15 protein-coding genes are annotated in these 18,384 nt (G+C 39.3%); 7 read left to right on the top strand and 8 right to left on the bottom strand.

All coding sequences use genetic code 11. The features are described 5' to 3' along the window. Positions 1–179: 179 nt before the first annotated feature. The 3 genes from IR083_RS15765 to IR083_RS15755 all read left to right on the top strand — a co-directional run bounded on the left by IR083_RS15765 (position 180) and on the right by IR083_RS15755 (position 3,836). Entirely contained in the window at positions 180–1,148 is a 969-nt protein-coding gene (locus IR083_RS15765; RefSeq protein WP_194225046.1) for a hypothetical protein, read from the top strand. Positions 1,149–1,407: 259 nt separating this feature from the next. Continuing rightward, positions 1,408–2,361: an NAD(P)H-dependent flavin oxidoreductase gene (locus IR083_RS15760; RefSeq protein ID WP_194225045.1), complete on the top strand. Its 954-nt coding sequence runs from the start codon at positions 1,408–1,410 to the stop codon at positions 2,359–2,361. An 80-nt stretch (positions 2,362–2,441) separates the two neighbouring features. Then, positions 2,442–3,836 (top strand): transglycosylase SLT domain-containing protein, encoded by a 1,395-nt coding sequence (locus IR083_RS15755; RefSeq protein ID WP_194225044.1) that lies wholly within the window; start codon positions 2,442–2,444, stop codon positions 3,834–3,836. A 29-nt stretch (positions 3,837–3,865) separates the two neighbouring features. Here the strand turns inward: IR083_RS15755 and IR083_RS15750 are convergent, their stop codons facing one another. The 7 genes from IR083_RS15750 to IR083_RS15720 all read right to left on the bottom strand — a co-directional run bounded on the left by IR083_RS15750 (position 3,866) and on the right by IR083_RS15720 (position 11,717). Further along, the gene (locus IR083_RS15750) at positions 3,866–5,122 is read right to left on the bottom strand and encodes a hypothetical protein (RefSeq protein ID WP_194225043.1); all 1,257 of its coding nucleotides are present in this window, start codon (positions 5,120–5,122) and stop codon (positions 3,866–3,868) included. Positions 5,123–5,384: 262 nt separating this feature from the next. Beyond that, a complete protein-coding gene (gene pnp, locus IR083_RS15745; RefSeq protein ID WP_044216523.1) occupies positions 5,385–7,550 on the bottom strand; it encodes a polyribonucleotide nucleotidyltransferase in 2,166 nt (721 codons plus the stop codon). Between the two features lie 604 nt (positions 7,551–8,154). After that, on the bottom strand, positions 8,155–8,790 hold the full coding sequence (locus IR083_RS15740) for a porin family protein (protein WP_194225042.1): 636 nt from the start codon (positions 8,788–8,790) through the stop codon (positions 8,155–8,157). A gap of 143 nt (positions 8,791–8,933) precedes the next feature. Next, positions 8,934–9,707 (bottom strand): acetylglutamate kinase, encoded by a 774-nt coding sequence (gene argB / locus IR083_RS15735; RefSeq protein ID WP_006800343.1) that lies wholly within the window; start codon positions 9,705–9,707, stop codon positions 8,934–8,936. Between the two features lie 89 nt (positions 9,708–9,796). Then, on the bottom strand, positions 9,797–10,066 hold the full coding sequence (rpsO, locus tag IR083_RS15730; protein WP_006800342.1) for a 30S ribosomal protein S15: 270 nt from the start codon (positions 10,064–10,066) through the stop codon (positions 9,797–9,799). Between the two features lie 80 nt (positions 10,067–10,146). Further along, entirely contained in the window at positions 10,147–10,518 is a 372-nt protein-coding gene (locus IR083_RS15725) for a DUF3127 domain-containing protein (RefSeq protein ID WP_006800341.1), read from the bottom strand. Between the two features lie 62 nt (positions 10,519–10,580). Further along, positions 10,581–11,717 (bottom strand): AI-2E family transporter, encoded by a 1,137-nt coding sequence (locus IR083_RS15720; RefSeq protein WP_006800340.1) that lies wholly within the window; start codon positions 11,715–11,717, stop codon positions 10,581–10,583. 80 nt (positions 11,718–11,797) lie between these two features. Here IR083_RS15720 and dacB point away from each other — a divergent pair, with 80 nt between their 5' ends. Next, positions 11,798–13,243, top strand: coding sequence for a D-alanyl-D-alanine carboxypeptidase/D-alanyl-D-alanine-endopeptidase (gene dacB, locus IR083_RS15715; RefSeq protein ID WP_242052448.1), 1,446 nt, complete (start codon positions 11,798–11,800; stop codon positions 13,241–13,243). Positions 13,244–13,337: 94 nt separating this feature from the next. Here dacB and IR083_RS15710 read toward each other — a convergent pair whose 3' ends face one another. After that, entirely contained in the window at positions 13,338–14,471 is a 1,134-nt protein-coding gene (locus IR083_RS15710; protein ID WP_194225041.1) for a redoxin domain-containing protein, read from the bottom strand. Between the two features lie 416 nt (positions 14,472–14,887). Between IR083_RS15710 and IR083_RS15705 the strand changes: the two genes are divergently transcribed. The 3 genes from IR083_RS15705 to IR083_RS24915 form a co-directional block, all read left to right on the top strand. Further along, on the top strand, positions 14,888–17,047 hold the full coding sequence (locus IR083_RS15705) for a S9 family peptidase (protein ID WP_006800337.1): 2,160 nt from the start codon (positions 14,888–14,890) through the stop codon (positions 17,045–17,047). 47 nt (positions 17,048–17,094) lie between these two features. Continuing rightward, on the top strand, positions 17,095–17,646 hold the full coding sequence (locus tag IR083_RS15700) for an RDD family protein (protein WP_157256604.1): 552 nt from the start codon (positions 17,095–17,097) through the stop codon (positions 17,644–17,646). Between the two features lie 536 nt (positions 17,647–18,182). Next, a partial coding sequence (locus tag IR083_RS24915) for a DUF4372 domain-containing protein (RefSeq protein ID WP_317174748.1) occupies positions 18,183–18,384 on the top strand: 202 nt, incomplete at its 3' end.

Genomic DNA, 18,384 nt, shown 5'->3' with positions numbered 1-18,384 from the left:
GCTTATTTCCGGAGTCTAAGGTATTTAATTCTTTTGTATTTTCATACATTAAATGCCTGTTAATGTCATATATGAATTATTTAATCCAATCGATTTTCTCTGTAAAGAGTCTATCATCTCTATTTTTTTTGTAAGTTTGTTAGAGTCGTCATTTTATAAATTCTCAATAATTTACCCCAATGTCAATATTCGGTTATGCAATCCTTATCTTTATCATTATCCGGCTCGTAAATCATTTTATGAAACAAAGCCGCGAGCAGAGCCAAACTTCATCGAACGGGTTTAATTGGGCCGATTCCTATTCTCAAAGGCTTCGCTCTATTCTTAAAACCTGCGAGGGGTTCGACGAGGATGAGATAATAGACAGCGCTGTCGGCTTCTATTTATTCAGCTATGATAGTGCGGCTAAAGAGTTCATTTTCATAGAAGAGGATGATGTAATTCATCGGTTGTCTTACCGTGATCTTATAGATTATAAAGTGAGGGAGAGTAAAGATTACAGGATAATAATTGATCTCAAAACCTCTTTTTCCGGCAAACCATATATTTCACTTGTATGCTTTGAGCGAGAAAAGCTTTTGCGAAAAATGCCTCAGCTGCAATATAAGATGCATGAAATAGATAATCTATATGAACTGGAACGGGATAAGATTGATGAAATTGAGGATGTCCTATCCGGGATTATTGAAGAAAACAAGGCGGTTGCTGATACTCCTCCTCCTTATAAGGAAGAACAAATCGTGAAAACTGAGGTGATAAAGGTTGAGATTCCTCCTGTTCCTGGTAATGTCGCAGATATAGTTGCAGCAATAAAAGAAGAGAAGGAAGAGGCTATTGCATTTTTAGATGAAGAACCGGCAATAGAGGCTGTAAGGGAAATCCCGGATGTATACGAGGTCGCTCCGGAAGCGGAAGAACAATCAGAGCCACTTATAGTGGAAGAAAGACCAATAGAGGCTGCTCCTGAGATGGGGGAAGAAACACCTGTAATTGAGGGGGAAATACAAATACCGCTTTCGGAAATAGAAGAATATTCGCGTGGAAAGTTTCTTGAATATGAAGTCAGGTCCGCGGTAAGTGATGCTAAAATGAAGGGACTGAAATACATCAGCCTTTCTAAAGAGCAGCTGGAGAGGTTAAAGTCATAACCCGATTCTAAAGTTGAACTTGTATTGAATTCTTCGGGAAAAACTTTATCTATGGAGAGAGAAGGTAAGTAGAGAACAGCAAAAAAGAAGAATATGATAGAAAAACTGACGAATGAAAATCGGGTAAAAGTGTCAGCTTTATATAGAAACTATGTAAAAAAACATTCTTAATTCTTCGTTTTTAATTATTAATTGATTTCTGTTACCTTTGTAACCTTTTCCAATTTATGATTAATAAGTAAAAATCAAAATATAAACAATGACAAACAGAATAACATCTTTATTTGGAATAAAATATCCCATTATTTCGGGAGGAATGGTATGGTGCAGTGGCTGGAGGCTGGCTTCGGCTGTGAGTAATGCAGGCGGATTAGGACTTATCGGGGCCGGCTCGATGCACCCGGAAACACTTCGCGAACATATCCAAAAATGCAAAGCTGCAACAGATAAGCCTTTTGGGGTTAATGTGCCGCTGATGTACCCTGAGATAGACACGATAATGGATATAATTATTTCTGAAGGAGTGAAGATTGTATTCACATCGGCAGGTAATCCAAAGCTTTGGACTAAAAAGTTACAGGATAAAGGCATTATAGTAACTCATGTTGTATCCAGTTCCAAGTTTGCGCTGAAATGTCAGGAAGCTGGTGTAGATGCAGTTGTTGCTGAAGGATTTGAAGCCGGAGGACACAACGGGCGAGAGGAAACATCCACTATAGTGCTTATACCCCAGGTGAGAAAGAGTATACATATTCCGCTCATTGCGGCCGGAGGAATCGGTACAGGTAATGGGATCCTGGCTGCTTTTGCATTAGGTGCGGAAGGGATACAGATGGGTACACGTTTTGCCCTTACACAAGAGAGTTCGGCTTCTCAGGAATTTAAGGAACTCTGTATTAACCTGAAAGAAGGAGATACTGTTCTCTCTCTGAAAAAGCTCAGCCCTACCCGCATGATAAAGAATGAGTTCTATAATGCAGTACAGTCTGCCGAAGACAGAGGGGCATCGGTAGAAGAGATGCGTGAGTTGCTCGGACGCGGCCGTTCTAAAAAGGGAATCTTTGAAGGTGATCTTGTTGAGGGTGAACTGGAAATAGGACAGGTAAGCTCCTTGATAGATAACCTGCCTACAGCCGCAGATGTGATAAATCATATCGTTGCGGAATATAATATCAAAGTGGAAGATATAATCACGGGCGATTTTAAATTATAAAATGCTGATAGGCTCCGATCTGTTAAAGGTCCAGGTTGCCAGAGGAAGAATCACAATGTATTAAAGACAGGAGCTGCACTATGAAATATAACCTTATCGTCTACCTGTTGTTACTTTCATCTTGCTTTTTTTTCTCATGTAAGAAGAAGCAGGAGCAGTCTGTTTACGACTTTGAACAAATAAAGGAGAAAGGTGAACTGACCATTATTACACTCAATAGTTCTACCTCATACTTTATTTACAGAGAAGAGCCGATGGGGTATGACTATGATCTTGCCCAGGACTTCTGCGATCATTACGGATTGAAGCTGAATGTAAAAGTGGCGGAGAATACCACCCGGCTGATAGAAATGCTAAAGAGGGGAGAGGGAGATCTTATCGCTTATGCAGTGCCTATACAAAATGAACTGAAAGATTCTATATCCTATTGCGGGCTGCAGCAGATAACTCACCAGGTTCTTGTTCAGAGGGCGAATAAAGGAGATACTATAATAAAGGATGTGACCGGCCTTATAGGTAAGGAAGTATATGTGGAGGCCGATACTAAATATCACCAACGCCTTCTCAATCTTGATTCGGAATTAGGCGGGGGAATCAGGATTCATACAGTCAGCGAAGATACTATTACCAGCGAGGACCTGATAGAGATGGTATCGTTGGGCAAGATAAGATATACAGCCTGTGATGAATATATTGCCAGGTTAAACCGCACTTATTTCAGGAATATTGACATCTCCTTGCCTATAAGTTTCGAACAACGGGCTTCATGGGCCGTGCGGAAAGATATGCCGAATCTGGCGAATGCTCTTAACGAGTGGTTTGCCGAGAATGACAATACACCTGTATACAAGAGTATTATAAAGAAGTATTTCGAGTTGAGCAAACAGCTTTTTGAGGGAGAGTATATAACCCCGAAAAATCTGCCTAAAGGTGCTGTTTCTGTCTATGACGACCTATTCAGGAAACATGCTAAGAATACAAAATACGAATGGCAGTTCCTTGCTGCTATTTGCTATCATGAGTCCCGCTTCCAGAACAATCTTACTTCATGGGCGGGCGCTGCCGGAATTATGGGACTGATGCCTCGTACTGCTGCCTCATTGGGCTTGACCAGTGAAGACCGCATGAATCCTGACCTGAGTATCGGGGCGGCAGTTGAATTGCTGGACAGGTTGGACAAAATTTTCCGCAAGGTAGAGAGTATCAGTGAACGTGAAAAATTCATTCTTGCTGCCTATAATGCAGGAAACGGGCACGTAAATGATGCGCAGGCTCTAGCTTCAAAATACGGAGCTAATCCTTATATATGGGAAGGAAATGTTCAAAAGTATCTCGAACTGAAAAGCAATCCGGAATACTATAACGACCCTGTATGTAAAAGCGGGTACTTCAGAGGTGGTGAAACGATGAAGTATGTGAATAATGTACTGGCTACAATGAACCGGTTTAAAAGGATAAGTGAGAATAAAAAGTGAGTTAACCTTTATTTCCCACTGCTACCTTTTTAAGGTATGGTATTTATCCCGTTATACTCTGCCATCTTGATGGCCCATGCCATTACATTTCCAAAAAAGATAGAGTTGGAAACGTTATATTTGATACCTCGTCCGTAGTTTGCCCTTTCTACAGGGATGTTATTATTGTCTAGTCCGAAAGGATATGCCGTTGGAGTGGCTGAACCTTTTTGATATACGATAAACCCGCCATCTCCTACGAAAATCAGATTCTTCGTTTTATGTCTGAATGAGTTTATATAGCCACTATTTGCAACACCCATAGAGTAGTCATAAGCGGTCGAATATTCGATAATCTGATCGGACGGCAATCCGGATACAAGACTTGTATATGAAGCATCTTCTCCCCAGTACTTTCCTCTGAGATCGCCAAACGGTCCATTTATTACTTCATCATTTATTGTTGTTGAATACTGATAAACAGAACCGGAAAAGGCATCGGATGTAGTGTTCTTCTGGGTGATATTGGTGTTTCCAAAAACAGTTCTTAAAAATATCTGAGAAGATTTCTGAGTATCAGCAGATACGCCTCCCGGATCCTCCAGCAATAATATAAGAACCCCATTCTGATTCAAATAATTATTTAACTTATCAGCAGTATTCTGATTTAATATCCTTGACGGATAACTGATAACGATTATATCCGGCTTTTCGGCTAATTTTGCATCGAGTGTACCTAAATAATCGATATCCACTAGAGACGGTATTCGGAGATAGTCCAGTGTATATCCCTTAAAACCCACTATACTATTTGAATCCTCACCAAAAGCAGCCTGATTCTGTAATAAAATGCTTCCGCCGGCATTTGGAGAAGTTGCTCCTACAGAATAATTATCCAGTCCTATTCCCAAAATCTTTTTTGTGTTGTAATATATCTTGGGGCAAGGTTCGGGCAGTCTTGTCCACTCTGTAGTCTGCCATACATAGAGGCCCGGACAAAGACCATATGGCGTATCATCGGTCAGATTATAGACCATCAGTCCGGTATGCTTCTTTTTGTCTTCTTCAGTTGCATTTTCTACACAGGGGTCGAGCTTCTCCAGTCTTTGTAATGATACACGGGGCATTCCCAGTCCTTTACCCGAATTTGCTAATTGGGCCGGATTATTATATTCTTTAAGATCCAACAAGCTACCCTTGTTAGGTGTTAAATCAGCTCCTACTGTTATCTGGGATTGCATATAATTACAAAAAATAATTGATACGCAAAGCAATACCGCCTTCAGCTTTGAAGTGCTAAATTTCATGTTGTTTACTCTTTTATATTTGTAGTTTTAATAAATGGAAAAATTGTCTTTAGTCTTTATCTCTGATGCAAATGTAAACATAAATTGTTATCATAATCTTATTTTAATAAAAATTACTGTTCTGAATATATTGAGTACCCAGGGTAATTTTATTCTCATACCATATAGATAAACTAATTATGGTTTTGTGCATAAAAGAGTCATTTATAACAAAAAAAAGAGGCTTTAATTAAAAGCCTCTTTTCTATCATAAACATGAAGATTAGTTATTCCCTTCGTTATTATTCTTCTGTACAGGTTTTTCCGGTCTTGGAGGACGTGGAAGAAGCACCTTGCGGGATAATTTGAATTTTCCGGTCTTAGGGTCGATGTCAATCAGTTTCACTTCTATTTCATCGCCTTCTTTCAGTCCGGCTTTTTCCATGTCTTCGATACGATCCCAAGAGATCTCAGAGATATGAAGCAAACCATCTTTGCCTGGAAGGAATTCGCAGAATGCACCATAAGGCATTACTGAACGAACTTTAGCAGTATATACTTCTCCTACTTCAGGAACGGCTACAATGCCTTTGATCTTCGCAACAGCGGCTTCGATAGAAGTTCTGCTTGTTGCTGATATCTCTACGCGGCCATAACCATCGATTTCCTCGATAGTAACAGTGGCACCAGTTTCTTCCTGAATACCTTGAATAATCTTACCTCCAGGGCCAATAACAGCACCGATAAATTCTTTGTTGATAATAATAACCTCGATACGCGGAGCATTCTCTTTGAAGTCTGCGCGCGGCTCAGGTAATGTTTCAAGGATTTTACCCATAATGTGTAAACGGCCTTCACGTGCCTGATTCAGGGCTTTTTCGAGTATCTCGTATGACAATCCGTCTACTTTAATATCCATCTGGGTAGCAGTGATACCGTCTTTTGTACCACATACCTTAAAGTCCATATCACCTAAGTGGTCTTCATCTCCGAGTATGTCGGAAAGCACAGCAAAGTTTGTACCTTTCTTCTCTGAGATAAGTCCCATTGCTATACCCGTTACCGGTTTCTTGATCTGCACACCGGCATCCATCAGAGCCAGCGTACCGGCACAAACGGTTGCCATAGAAGATGAACCATTCGATTCAAGAATATCCGATACTACACGGATAACATACGGATAGTTAGCCGGAATCATTGGTTTCAATGCTCTGTGAGCAAGATTTCCGTGTCCTATCTCGCGACGTCCTACTCCGCGTTGCGGACGGGCATCTCCGGTAGAGAACGGAGGGAAATTATAGTGTAAGAGGAATCTTTCTTTTCCGTTGTTAAGCACATCGTCGATGATTTTTTCATCCAGCTTGGTACCTAAAGTAACTGTAGTCAATGATTGAGTTTCACCACGGGTAAAGATAGCAGAGCCATGTGCTCCCGGCAGATAATCTACTTCGCTCCATATAGGGCGGATTTCTGTAGTGGAACGTCCATCGAGGCGTTTACCTTCGTCAAGGATAGAACGGCGCATTGCTTCTTTTTCCACATCGTGGTAATAGCGGGATATCAAAGAACCCTTTTCAGCCAGTTCTTCTTCTGTCAGGCCTGCTTTATATTCATCTACGATAGCTGCGAAGTTATCGCCACGCTCGTGCTTGTTTGTATTGGCTGATGCAGCTACAGCATAAGCTTTATCGTAGCATTTTGCCCATACATCTTTACGAAGTTCTTCATCGTTTACTTCGTGGCAGTATTCGCGTTTAACTGTTTTGCCCACAGCTTCCATCAGTTCTATCTGAGCCTGACATTGTATTTTGATAGCTTCGTGTGCTACTTTGATAGCTTCCAGCATTTCTGCTTCCGAAACTTCCTTGAACTCGCCTTCTACCATCATGATATTGTCTATAGTAGCGCCTACCATAATATCCATATCGGCTTGCTCCACTTGGGCAAAAGTCGGGTTAAGGATAAATTGTCCGTCTACACGTGCAACTCTCACTTCCGAGATTGGTCCATTGAAAGGCACATCGGATACTGCAAGGGCAGCAGAAGCTGCAAGCCCGGCCAGTGCGTCCGGCATATCTATTCCATCTGAAGAGAAGAGTGTAACATTCACAAATACTTCTGCGTGATAATCGTCCGGGAATAACGGGCGAAGCGCACGGTCTACAAGGCGGCAAACCAATATTTCATAATCTGATGCACGCCCTTCCCTGCGAAGGAAACCTCCGGGAAAACGGCCGAATGCGGCAAATTTTTCTTTATACTCTACCTGTAAAGGCATAAAATCAACGTCCGGTTTAGCGTCTTTAGCAGCGCAAACTGTGGCCAGCATCATGGTATTTCCCATGCGTAGCATTACAGACCCATCTGCTTGTTTTGCTAATTTTCCGGTTTCAAGGGTGATAGTCCTTCCATCACCTAAATCGATACTCTTTGTAATCGGATTCATCATAAAATATTTTTTTCTAAACTTCTTAAAATCGGACAAAGGTACGCAAAGTTTTTGAGAATTAAGGGGATGGGGGCTGAAAAGACAATATACATGGGTCAAACCCCTTTCATTCTTAAATCTCAATTAGCTAATCAATCTAAAAAAGTAACTTATCCTGGCTATTAGATGATGGTTATCAGGCAATAGTTTATAAGAAAAACTTTACAAAGTTGACGCATTTTACACTTCTTTTATCCTGTTAGTTTTTTCCTTATCTAGTAGTAACCGATTAACAACTTGTACCCCTTTTAGCTTGCTATTTGTTAAAAAGTAACACATGTAACACTATTCAGTTAACAATTAACAGCCATCAGTTGTCAACGTTTTTTTCTTATTCGGTAACTGTTCCCAAAAAGTAACATATGTAACACATTTTCCATCTTTTTACACTTTATTCAAAGCGAAGGTCGATGATTGAGAGGCTTGTTCATTTTCCAAAAAGCTACGATCTAACAGCTAAAAGCATAGATAAAGTTTTCTTAAAGTGTTTAAGCGGGTAGTAAGGTATTGTATATAAAAAAGCAAGCCCCGGATTTCGGAGCTTGCTTATATTCTGACCTGTTGTTTAGAACTTATATCCTACCGTCAGATAAGCGTTCATATTTTTACCGCTCGGATTAGATATTCCTGTAATATCTTCAACAGTTGCACTGTTTTTTACATTAATCAGATTACTTAAACCTAAATCATAACCTAATCCTACGACAATCTTGTTAAACTCAGCCCCAACACCAAGACCGACACCAAAATCGAATCTGTTATATTTGAAACCTAACGCATCTTCTATGTCTTTATTGAATGCATCAATACTTATTGCGCCAGCTTTGTATTTACCACTTACAGCATATGCTACATACGGACCGGCATGCAATACCAATTTAGTATTTTCTGCTACCTGGAACTTATATCCTATATGTACAGGCAATTTCAAGTATGATAAATTTATCTTTGAATCGCCTTCTTTTGTTCCTTCAAGAGAATAGTCCAGTCCTGTCAATAAATACAGGTCCGATGGCAAAGCATAATCCAATGTTACTCCTACATTGAATCCGACTTTAGCATCTCCTTTTAGGTCTTCAGTCATATTCGAAAGATTTATTCCTGCCTTTACGCCGAAAGTAAGAGGCTTTTCCTGTGCATTAACATTTACTACTAATAGTAATACAGCAATAACTAAGCTAAATTTTAGAATTGTTCTCATAATTGTCTTATTAGGTTAAATTAAAACTTGTCGTAGGCAAATATATATTCTTTTGCTGATATTCTTTAACAACTCGTAAGAAATAATAAAGAAAAGATATCTTATCGATTATATTTTAATAACCACTTAACGGAATATTTTTATCAAGGGAGATAAATATGTGTGCCTGAGGTTTTTCCTATCTCGTCTGCACTGGTTATCACCACTTCTTTTACACCTGCTTCGATAGATTCGAACGCATTGTCAAGTTTAGGTATCATGCCTCCTTGTATAACACCTTTCTGAACCAGATCCTTAAATGCTGCTTTGTTTAGTGATGGAATTACGCTATCATCATCATTTTCATCCATTAACACGCCTTTCTTTTCAAAACAATACACAAGGCTCACCTCGAAAACGTTGGCTAAGGCTTTTGCCGTTTCTCCTGCTATCGTGTCGGCATTGGTGTTTAGTATATTGCCAAGTTTGTCATGTGTGAGAGGGGCTAATATGGGTACTATGCCCTGAGATATCAGAGAAGACAGTATCGCCGTGTTTACCTCCTTTACATCTCCTGCAAATCCATAATCTATTTCTCTTACGGGTCTTTTTTCGGAACGTATCAAATTCATATCTGCGCCTGTAAGTCCAAGAGCATTCACGTTCAGGGCTTGTAGTCCTGCCACAATATTCTTATTAACAAGGCCTCCATAAACCATTGTTACTATTTGCAGTGTCTCTAAATCGGTGATGCGGCGGCCGTTTATCATACGGCTTTCGATGCCCAGACGCTCTGCCAGTTTTGTTGCCGATCGTCCTCCGCCATGAACTAGTATTTTATATCCTTCTATACGGGCAAAATCTTTTAGAAGTTGTTTCAGCGATTGTTCTTCTTCTACAATTTTTCCGCCTACTTTTATTATAGTTAGCTTCTCCATATGTTTGCTGAATGAGTGTGTATAAAGATAAAACAAAAAGAGATTGTTCCAATAGAAACAATCCCTTAATAAATCTTTTCTCCGAAAGATTACTTTCTGATACCTAGTTCTTTGATGATAGCACGATATCTTTCAATATCATTATCTATCAGGTAATCAAGCAAACGGCGACGTTTACCTACAAGGCGTCTTAGAGATCTTTCAGTGTTATAATCTTTCTTATTTAACTTCAAATGTTCAGTTAAATGCGAAATACGGTATGAAAACAATGCTATCTGAGCTTCAGGTGAGCCAGTATCAGTGTTAGACTTTCCGTGTTTTGCGAAGATTTCTTGCTTTTTAGCTGAATCTAAATACATAAGTTGTTATTTATATTATTTAACGAGGTGCAAAGATAAAACTTATTTTTTGACAGACAAATATTTAGCCCGAAAATCCATCAAAATGGAAGGTCGTCGCCACTGTCTCCACTAAAGTCCACCGGGGTAGCGGCTTGTGTAGGTTGACTTGCTTGTCCGTATGATTGCGCCGGAGCAGGTTGACTTGTGCCTGCAGGTTCTACTTTCCAAGCTCTGAGGTCTGTGTACCAGTTTCCGTTATATTCACGGCTTTCTACATCGAAAGACACATCCAGAATATTTCCTATTTGAAGTATAGATTCATTTATTTTATCACCCCAGAAGGTCATGCATACTTTTTTAGGATACATGCCATCGGTTTCAAGAATGATGCTCTGTTTCCTCCACTCTCCGTTTTTACCCATACCTGTCTGTACAGGAAGTACTTGAATTAATTTTGCTGTTAACTGCATTATTATATTATTTTGTTGATTTTCAAAAACGAGGCATAAAGATACAAAAAAATCAATTAATCTCAACTTTCATCGAAAGGTATCTCCTGTTGCGCTTGTTCTATGGCTTGCAGTTTTTCGGCTGAGGTGATAAATTCTTTATAATATGACAGTAGCATGGTAGTTAAGGGGATAGCGATTATCATACCCACTATGCCTAATAGCGAACCCCATACCGAAAGAGATAAGAGAATGATTGCCGGGTTCAGGCCCATTGCTTTTCCCATTATTTTCGGTACTAAGAACAGATCCATAATACATTGCACAATTACGTATATAAGAGCCACTAATCCCAGCATAACCCAAAAACTATCGTCTGTTTGCGATGCCCGCAACCAGCAAAGCAATATTGCCGGCGGGAATGTGATGACCTGAAGATATGGTATCATATGTACAAGACCTACAAAAAGGCCAAACATAATTGCCATCGGCAAACCTATGATCTGAAATCCGGTAGCATACAGCACTGCCAGAATGCAGCAGATAAATGCCTGATGGCGGAAATATTTGTTCATGCTGGTTTCCACGTCCAGTGTTATACGCCCTACTATCGGGCGGTATTTAGGTGGAATAAGGAATCTCCAGAGTTCATTTATCTTATCATAATCGAGCAATATAAATATCAGGTATAAGATAACAATAAAGACTACTGTAAGGCCGAAGAGGAAGGATATTGTACCCGAAAAAAGGGATTCTACGGCAGGGCTTACATATTGGATAATTTCTGCAAGATTGTCTTTCGACAATGTGCTTTGAAGTTCTTTGTAGTCAACATACCGACCTATAATATCAGCCACACTTACCGGAATCCCGTTTTGGCTTATTACCGACAGATCGTAAGTTGCAATAAGGTTGTTGATTTGCCATATTTCATTTTCGATAAGAGGAACCAGTATAAATCCGAGTAGTGTGAATATCCCCGCCACTGATAGTAGTGTAAGTATAACAGCTATAGAATGAGGGAGCTTTAATTTCCTTTTGTAAAAGCGTACCAATGGATTGAGCATATAAGCTAAAAGCCATGCTATGAAAAAAGGGAGCAATACATCTTTCAGTAAATACAGAAAGTAGAGGGCGGCTCCTATAGCCAATACGCTTATCAGCAGTCGGATAGTGCGATCGAAAGTAAAAGGCTTGTCGAATGGTTGTCCCATTGTCATATGCGGATGCTGTTTTAAATTATTTGATATATCTTTACAAAGATATTTTATTTTTTCTTATTTCCCGTAACAATCTGTCTATGATGAAAGCAAAGAGCCGATATTTATTAACATTCTTGGTATTAGTTCCTTATATACTGAATGCACAGGTAAAACAAGCCGGAATACAAATTTTTCTTAATCATCAGGGGCTCAAACATGCCTCCGTTGGTATTTGTGTAAAGGACTTGTCAGGGACGAAACTAGCCGGACATAATGAAGACAGGGCATACACCCCCGCATCCATACTAAAGGTAGTAACTACCGCCACCGCACTGGAAATATTGGGTCCCGATTATAAATATCAGACGACTCTGGCTATAGACAAAGATAAATCGGACAGGCTGCTGGTGCATGGATATGGCGATCCTACGCTGGGCACCGAACATCTGGATAATACGCCTGACGAGTTCCTTTCCCGATGGACAGAACAGATAGGACAGAAATTCGATTCAACAAAAAAACTGGATATTACCATTGTCGATGATTATTTTGGATATGAAGGCGTATCGCAACGATGGACATATCAGGATATGGGTAATTATTATGCTGCGGCAAGTTATGGTATCAGTATTTATGATAATACCTATGAATTGTTTTTCAATACAATGCGTCTCGATACATGTCCCATTATAATAAAGACCCGGCCTGAAATGAACCTGTCGTTCCGCAATACCCTTACGATGAATGCTACAGGGCAGGACAACGGATATATTCACGGGGAACCTTTTTCTGTAAACAGGCTTCTTTCGGGAGATATCCCCGGTGGAAGGCCATCGTTCAGTATAAAAGGCGATATTCCCGATCCGGGCTTATATCTCGGCGAAGTATTGGCAAAGCAGTTGACTGATAAGGGCTTTAAGTTAGGTACGGTAGAAAGCACGTATGACAGGTATTTCAATCAGATGTATTGGAAGAATAAAAGGACTTTTAATGAAGATATATTCTATCGTCACGAGTCTTTTCCATTGAAAGATATCATAAAGGATACCAATGTAAGGAGCAACAATCACTATGCGGAACATCTTATACGTACCGTAGGCCGTACAAAAACGACAGATATATACTCCTCTGCCCTGGATGCAGGGATTGACAAAACGAAAGAATTGTGGAAAGCCCGGGGATTGAATACCGATGCGCTTACTATGTTCGATGGAAGCGGGCTTGCCCCGTCCAACGCCGTGAGTCCTGCATTTATGTGCGATCTGCTGGTGTATATGCAGGCAAAAAGCAAGTATGCCGATGCATTTCTGGAGTCGTTGCCCAAAGCAGGGAAGGACGGAACTGTAGGCAGCCGGCTCAAAGGAACACGCCTTGCAGGGAAGATTTCGATGAAAAGCGGCAGTATCTATGGCGTGCAATGCTTTGCGGGATACTATATTGACGGGGATAAGAAATATGCTTTTACCATAATGGTCAATAATTTTACGGGTTCACGTAGCCGGATAGTGCAGGCTATAGATAAGCTGTTGCTCTCGATGTTTTGAGGGAGTAAGAAAAATATTGGATAATTTAAAAAAAATATAGGGGCGAATATTTATTCGCCCATACTTTATATTATTAATTTATTGATTGCTTATCTCACTTTTTCTTTTCGCCTGTGAGTTCTTCCATCTTGCTTATAACTGCACGGATAGGCAAATCTCTTTCCAGAATGATGCCGGTCGGTGAAATCAGTATGTTGTAAGGTATTTCACGGATGTAATAGGTGTCGAAAGGTTTTGCAGCCCATCCCCCCTTCACAGGTAATATATTCCATTTTACAGAATCGGCTATATTTTCACTAAGAGGTACTTGTTCTGAATCTTTTACAATGGAAATGAATTCGATGTTCTTTTTTTGCTTTTTCAATTCATTATAGACATCGATTGCGTCTTGTTTCTCGTCGCGGCATACATCACATGTGGTAGCAGCAAATAGAAGAAGTACGTACTTGCCTCTAAAGTCAGATAATTGCACCGTCTTATCCTGTATATTTTTTATTGAAAATCCCGGCGCATAAGCATTTACTGCCGACAATTTAATTTTATCCCTAAAACTTTTAAGTTCTGCTGTCAGTGGAAAGTCAATGGCTTTGCCTTTCAATAAAGACAGGTTTTCGTCAAGCCGCGGGATGGAAGTCTCATCCTTAAAAAATGTATTTATCAACATTACGCTGGCTATCTTGTCCGGATTTGCTTTTACATATGCGGCTGCTATATTGGATAACTCGAAATTAATGTTTTTTAGTTCCACCACATAATCTTTCACTACCAGGCTGTCTTCGTTTTTAATGTTCTTTTCGGCAGTATTCAATATGTCGGCACGCGATTTGAGCAAAGCTTTATTTTTTTCCTTGAAGTTCGTTAAATCATCATTTACGTCACCACCCTTTACATCTATCAGGTCGGGATATAGTACATCGCCTTTAAGTTCTACCTTCCATCCTTTGTTGGCAAGAACGAAAGTGCTTTTTGTATTTTTATTAAAGTACAATGAATATTCTGTCAGTGTATCAATTTCGCTACGGAAAGAAAATTCACCTTTTGCACTGATGGCGACAGTGTCTATAAATACGGAGTCTCCGATCTCATGCGACATGAAAAAATGATCACCTGTTACATTGTCGAGTTTTCCGCTTATTTCAAATTCTTTTGGATTTTTACTACATGACGTGACTATTGCAACAAACAATAGAATAAGTCCGGTGTAGTATAATATATTGTTTTTTAACATATTGTCGTTCTTTAGATAAGGTCGTGGACCTATTTGTTGTTTTTAAATTTAAAATACCACAAGTAGTTAGATTGAAAAATATATCATTAAATACGTTCTTATGCTATGTGTAAATTTCCCTTTCTTATACTTAGTAACGCAAAAGTATAACTTTTATTTCTAAAACGTTTAAAAAAATAAATTGTTCTAAAAAAAAACTAATTCACTGACTGACCTATTGCCACTTTTGATGATAATAATCTATTGAGGTGTAAATCTGTACCTGTCAGATAAATCTGCAACATAGAAATTCACTATCTTTGTTCACTAAAAAATCAGCTATAGGTATGAAAACGAACATGGATCGCAATTCACCAAAGTACAGGATAATTTTGTCATGCGAGTTTCCATCCATCCTTTAAAAATAAAATTATAGTATGAAATTTATTAATTCCTTTTTTTTAGCCATAAGCATTTTGCTTCCAATGAAATCATACAGCCAAGAAATACCCCTGACATTAGAAGACCTGACGCCCGGAGGTAAAACATTCAGCAAGTATCGTGCCGAAATGCCTCGCCAATTGGGATGGTATGGAGATAAACTGACTTACATAAAAGGTGATTCCGTAATGATTGCTCCCAATACAGATAAAGAGAAACCTCAAGTATTGCTTAGCCTTCAGGATATTAATTCAGGTATGGGATTTGATAAAGATGAAGCGCTGAAAAGTTTAAATACGATTCAGTTTATATCTCCACAGTCGAATAATATACTGATTGCCACTCCTGACAAAATATATTTATATGACTTTGTGACAAAAAAGATAATGGCTGCGTTTCTGTCATTAGACGGGATAGATAACCACGAATGGTCTGAAAAAAGCAGAATGCTCGCATATACAAAAGATAATAACCTGTATATACAGGATTCGGAAGGGAAAGAAACGGCCGTAACCAACGAAACAAATACGGGCATTGTCTCCGGGCAATCTGTTCATAGGAACGAGTTCGGTATTAACAAAGGTATATTCTGGTCGCCGGCAGGAAATCTTCTTGCATTCTACCGTATGGACGAAACGATGGTTACCGATTATCCGTTAGTAGATATTTCGGCGCGTATCGCCAAACTGAAAAATATAAAGTATCCGATGGCCGGAATGAAAAGCCATCATGTAACAGTGGGAGTGTACAATCCTGCTACACAGCAAACAGTATATCTGAAAACAGGTACTCCTAAAGAAAAATACCTGACGAATATAGCATGGAGTCCCGATGAAAAAAATATCTATATTGCCGAAGTTAACAGGGGGCAAGATACTTGCATTGTAAGGAGTTACGATGCTGCGAGCGGGAAACTGCAAACGACTTTATTTACTGAAATTCATCCGAAGTATGTAGAGCCTGAAAATCCCGTATTATTTCTGAAGAATGAGCCGTCGAAGTTCTTGTGGCAAAGTGAGCGCGATGGATTTAATCATTTATATCTGTATGATACAACCGGAAAGTTGTTGAAGCAGATTACTTCCGGCAAATGGGATGTTACATCTGTTCTGGGATTCGACGAAAAAGGAGAGAATCTCTTTTATGTATCTACCGAAGTAAGTCCGATAGAAAAGCATATCTATAAACTGAATCTGAAAACAGGAAAGAGAGAGCAACTGTCGAAGGAAGAAGGTGTCCATGACGGCATGCTTAGCGCTTCGGGAAAATTCATCTGCGACAGATACACTTCACAGAATAACCCCGGAAAGGTGACAATTACTGAAACCAAATCGAATAAGTCATATATTTATTATTCAGCAAAGAATCCTTATAGGAATGTGCAGTTGCCCGAGATAACACTGGGTAAGTTGAAAGCGAATGATAATGTGACAGACCTGTATTATCGTCTGGTGAAACCGCTGAATTTTGACCCGAACAAGAAATATCCGGTCATTGTTTATGTATATGGAGGGCCTCATTCCCAAATGGTAGATAATTCATGGATGGGACAGGTAAGAGGATGGGATATATACATGGCTGAAAAGGGCTATGTAGTATTTACGATGGACAACAGGGGCACGTCGAACAGGGGAATAGATTTCGAAAATATAACACATCGCCGGCTTGGAGTGGTGGAGACAGACGATCAGATGACAGGTGTGGAATACCTGAAATCGTTAGCCTATGTAGATGCCGACCGTATAGGAGTACATGGGTGGAGTTATGGCGGGTTTATGACGCTGAACCTGATGCTTCGCCATCCCGAAACATTTAAAGTCGGTGTAGCAGGCGGGCCTGTTACAGATTGGAAGTATTATGAAGTGATGTATGGCGAACGTTATATGGATAGTCCTCAGGAAAATCAGGAAGGATATAAGAATTCCAGCATGGTAGAACGTGCCGGAGACCTTAAAGGCCGCCTGATGCTTATACATGGTGATGAAGACCCTACCGTAGTGATGCAACAGAGCTTGCAATTCCTGCATTCTGCCATTAAAAAGGGTACACATCCCGATTTCTTTATATATCCGGGGCACGGACATAATATGACAGGGCGCGACCGTGTGCATTTGCATGAACACATAACCCGTTATTTTGAGGATTTTTTGAAATAGGAAACGAATCGCTTATGGGTATTATGGGGAATGATTTTAATCAAATAATGTCTTCGAAAACAGCCGAGGAATTAATAAAGATCACTCGAATAAGCAGGGACGATTATCAGTCTGAAGCTTTAGAAGCAGCTGATAGTGAGTTGGCAAAGAGGGAAATTCCGGATCAGGAAATTGAAGATATAATAAAAAGAATAATAGAGGCTGAGGGAAAAGCTATAGAGATAGAGAATAGTACCGTCGGTTCCGGAATAAGATTTCTTAATTTCCTGATCGATTCATTCATATGGTTGATTGCCGTCTTCGTATTGACACTCCCGTTAAATGCACACAGAGGCAGCCAGATGCTGATCGGTTATTTGATCACACTCGCTTCTTATATTTTATATTATGCAGGTTTGGAGATCAAGTTCCAAAAAACATTGGGTAAAATGATTACCAAAACAAAAGTTGTAACGTATAACGGGGAAGCGCCGAGCAATGCCGATATAATAGTAAGGACTCTTTTGAGGATTATTGCTCCGTTCGACATCGTTTCATTTCTTTTTACAAAAAACGGATTTCATGACAGGTTGTCCGGAACGAAGGTAGTAAAAGGATAGTTGACGATATTATGTATGGATTTCCGTTTATATGTTTTATTGGAGCTGCTGTAAGAATGTTATTCTATCGAACTATTGGTAGAAAGAATGTAACTATGAAATATCTTACAGGTAAAGAAGATGAACAGCAGATAACAAGTATAGTATTTGGCTTTCTCTCTATATTTTTATTTGCATTCATTGTATTAAAGTTACTGTAGCTTTTTAACTGTGGCTCACACAGACATCCCATCTGTGTGTTGCGAAGCAAAAAGAACGATTACTTTTTGAGCAAGATACGAACAAAATATCCATGCCAGCAAGGTTTTTTCGTATACCCGTGAATCAGAAGCAGGAAACTTTATCTATATAATTATAACTAATAGCTTATAGCTCTTTGAAAAAATTAATTAGCAAATGAGTGAAATAGTGTAACCTTTGTTACCTTTTGAGAAAACTGTAGGGGCGAATAAACATTCGTCCGCAATCAATATCGGGCGAATGTTTATTCACTAGTGTCCACTAAAAAACATTAACAAGCGATGTAATTATTTGATATGCAATTAATAATATTCGTTTTTTTTACGTGTACATTTCAAATCTCTATTTTTGTTAGAAGTAACAAAATGATAGTAGGGATGCACAATGGACATTACGTTTTTACTCAATTATGTAGATTTCTGCCCAAGAGAGCTTTTGATTGTTTAGTCGATAAATACGAAGGCAATAAATATGTAAAATCATTTACTTGTTGGAATT

The organism is Dysgonomonas sp. GY75, assembly GCF_015234155.1.
Classification (GTDB): Bacteria; Bacteroidota; Bacteroidia; order Bacteroidales; family Dysgonomonadaceae; genus Dysgonomonas; species Dysgonomonas gadei.
Note: the sequence above shows the minus strand (reverse complement) of the source record. Positions and strands in the feature narration are given on the sequence as shown.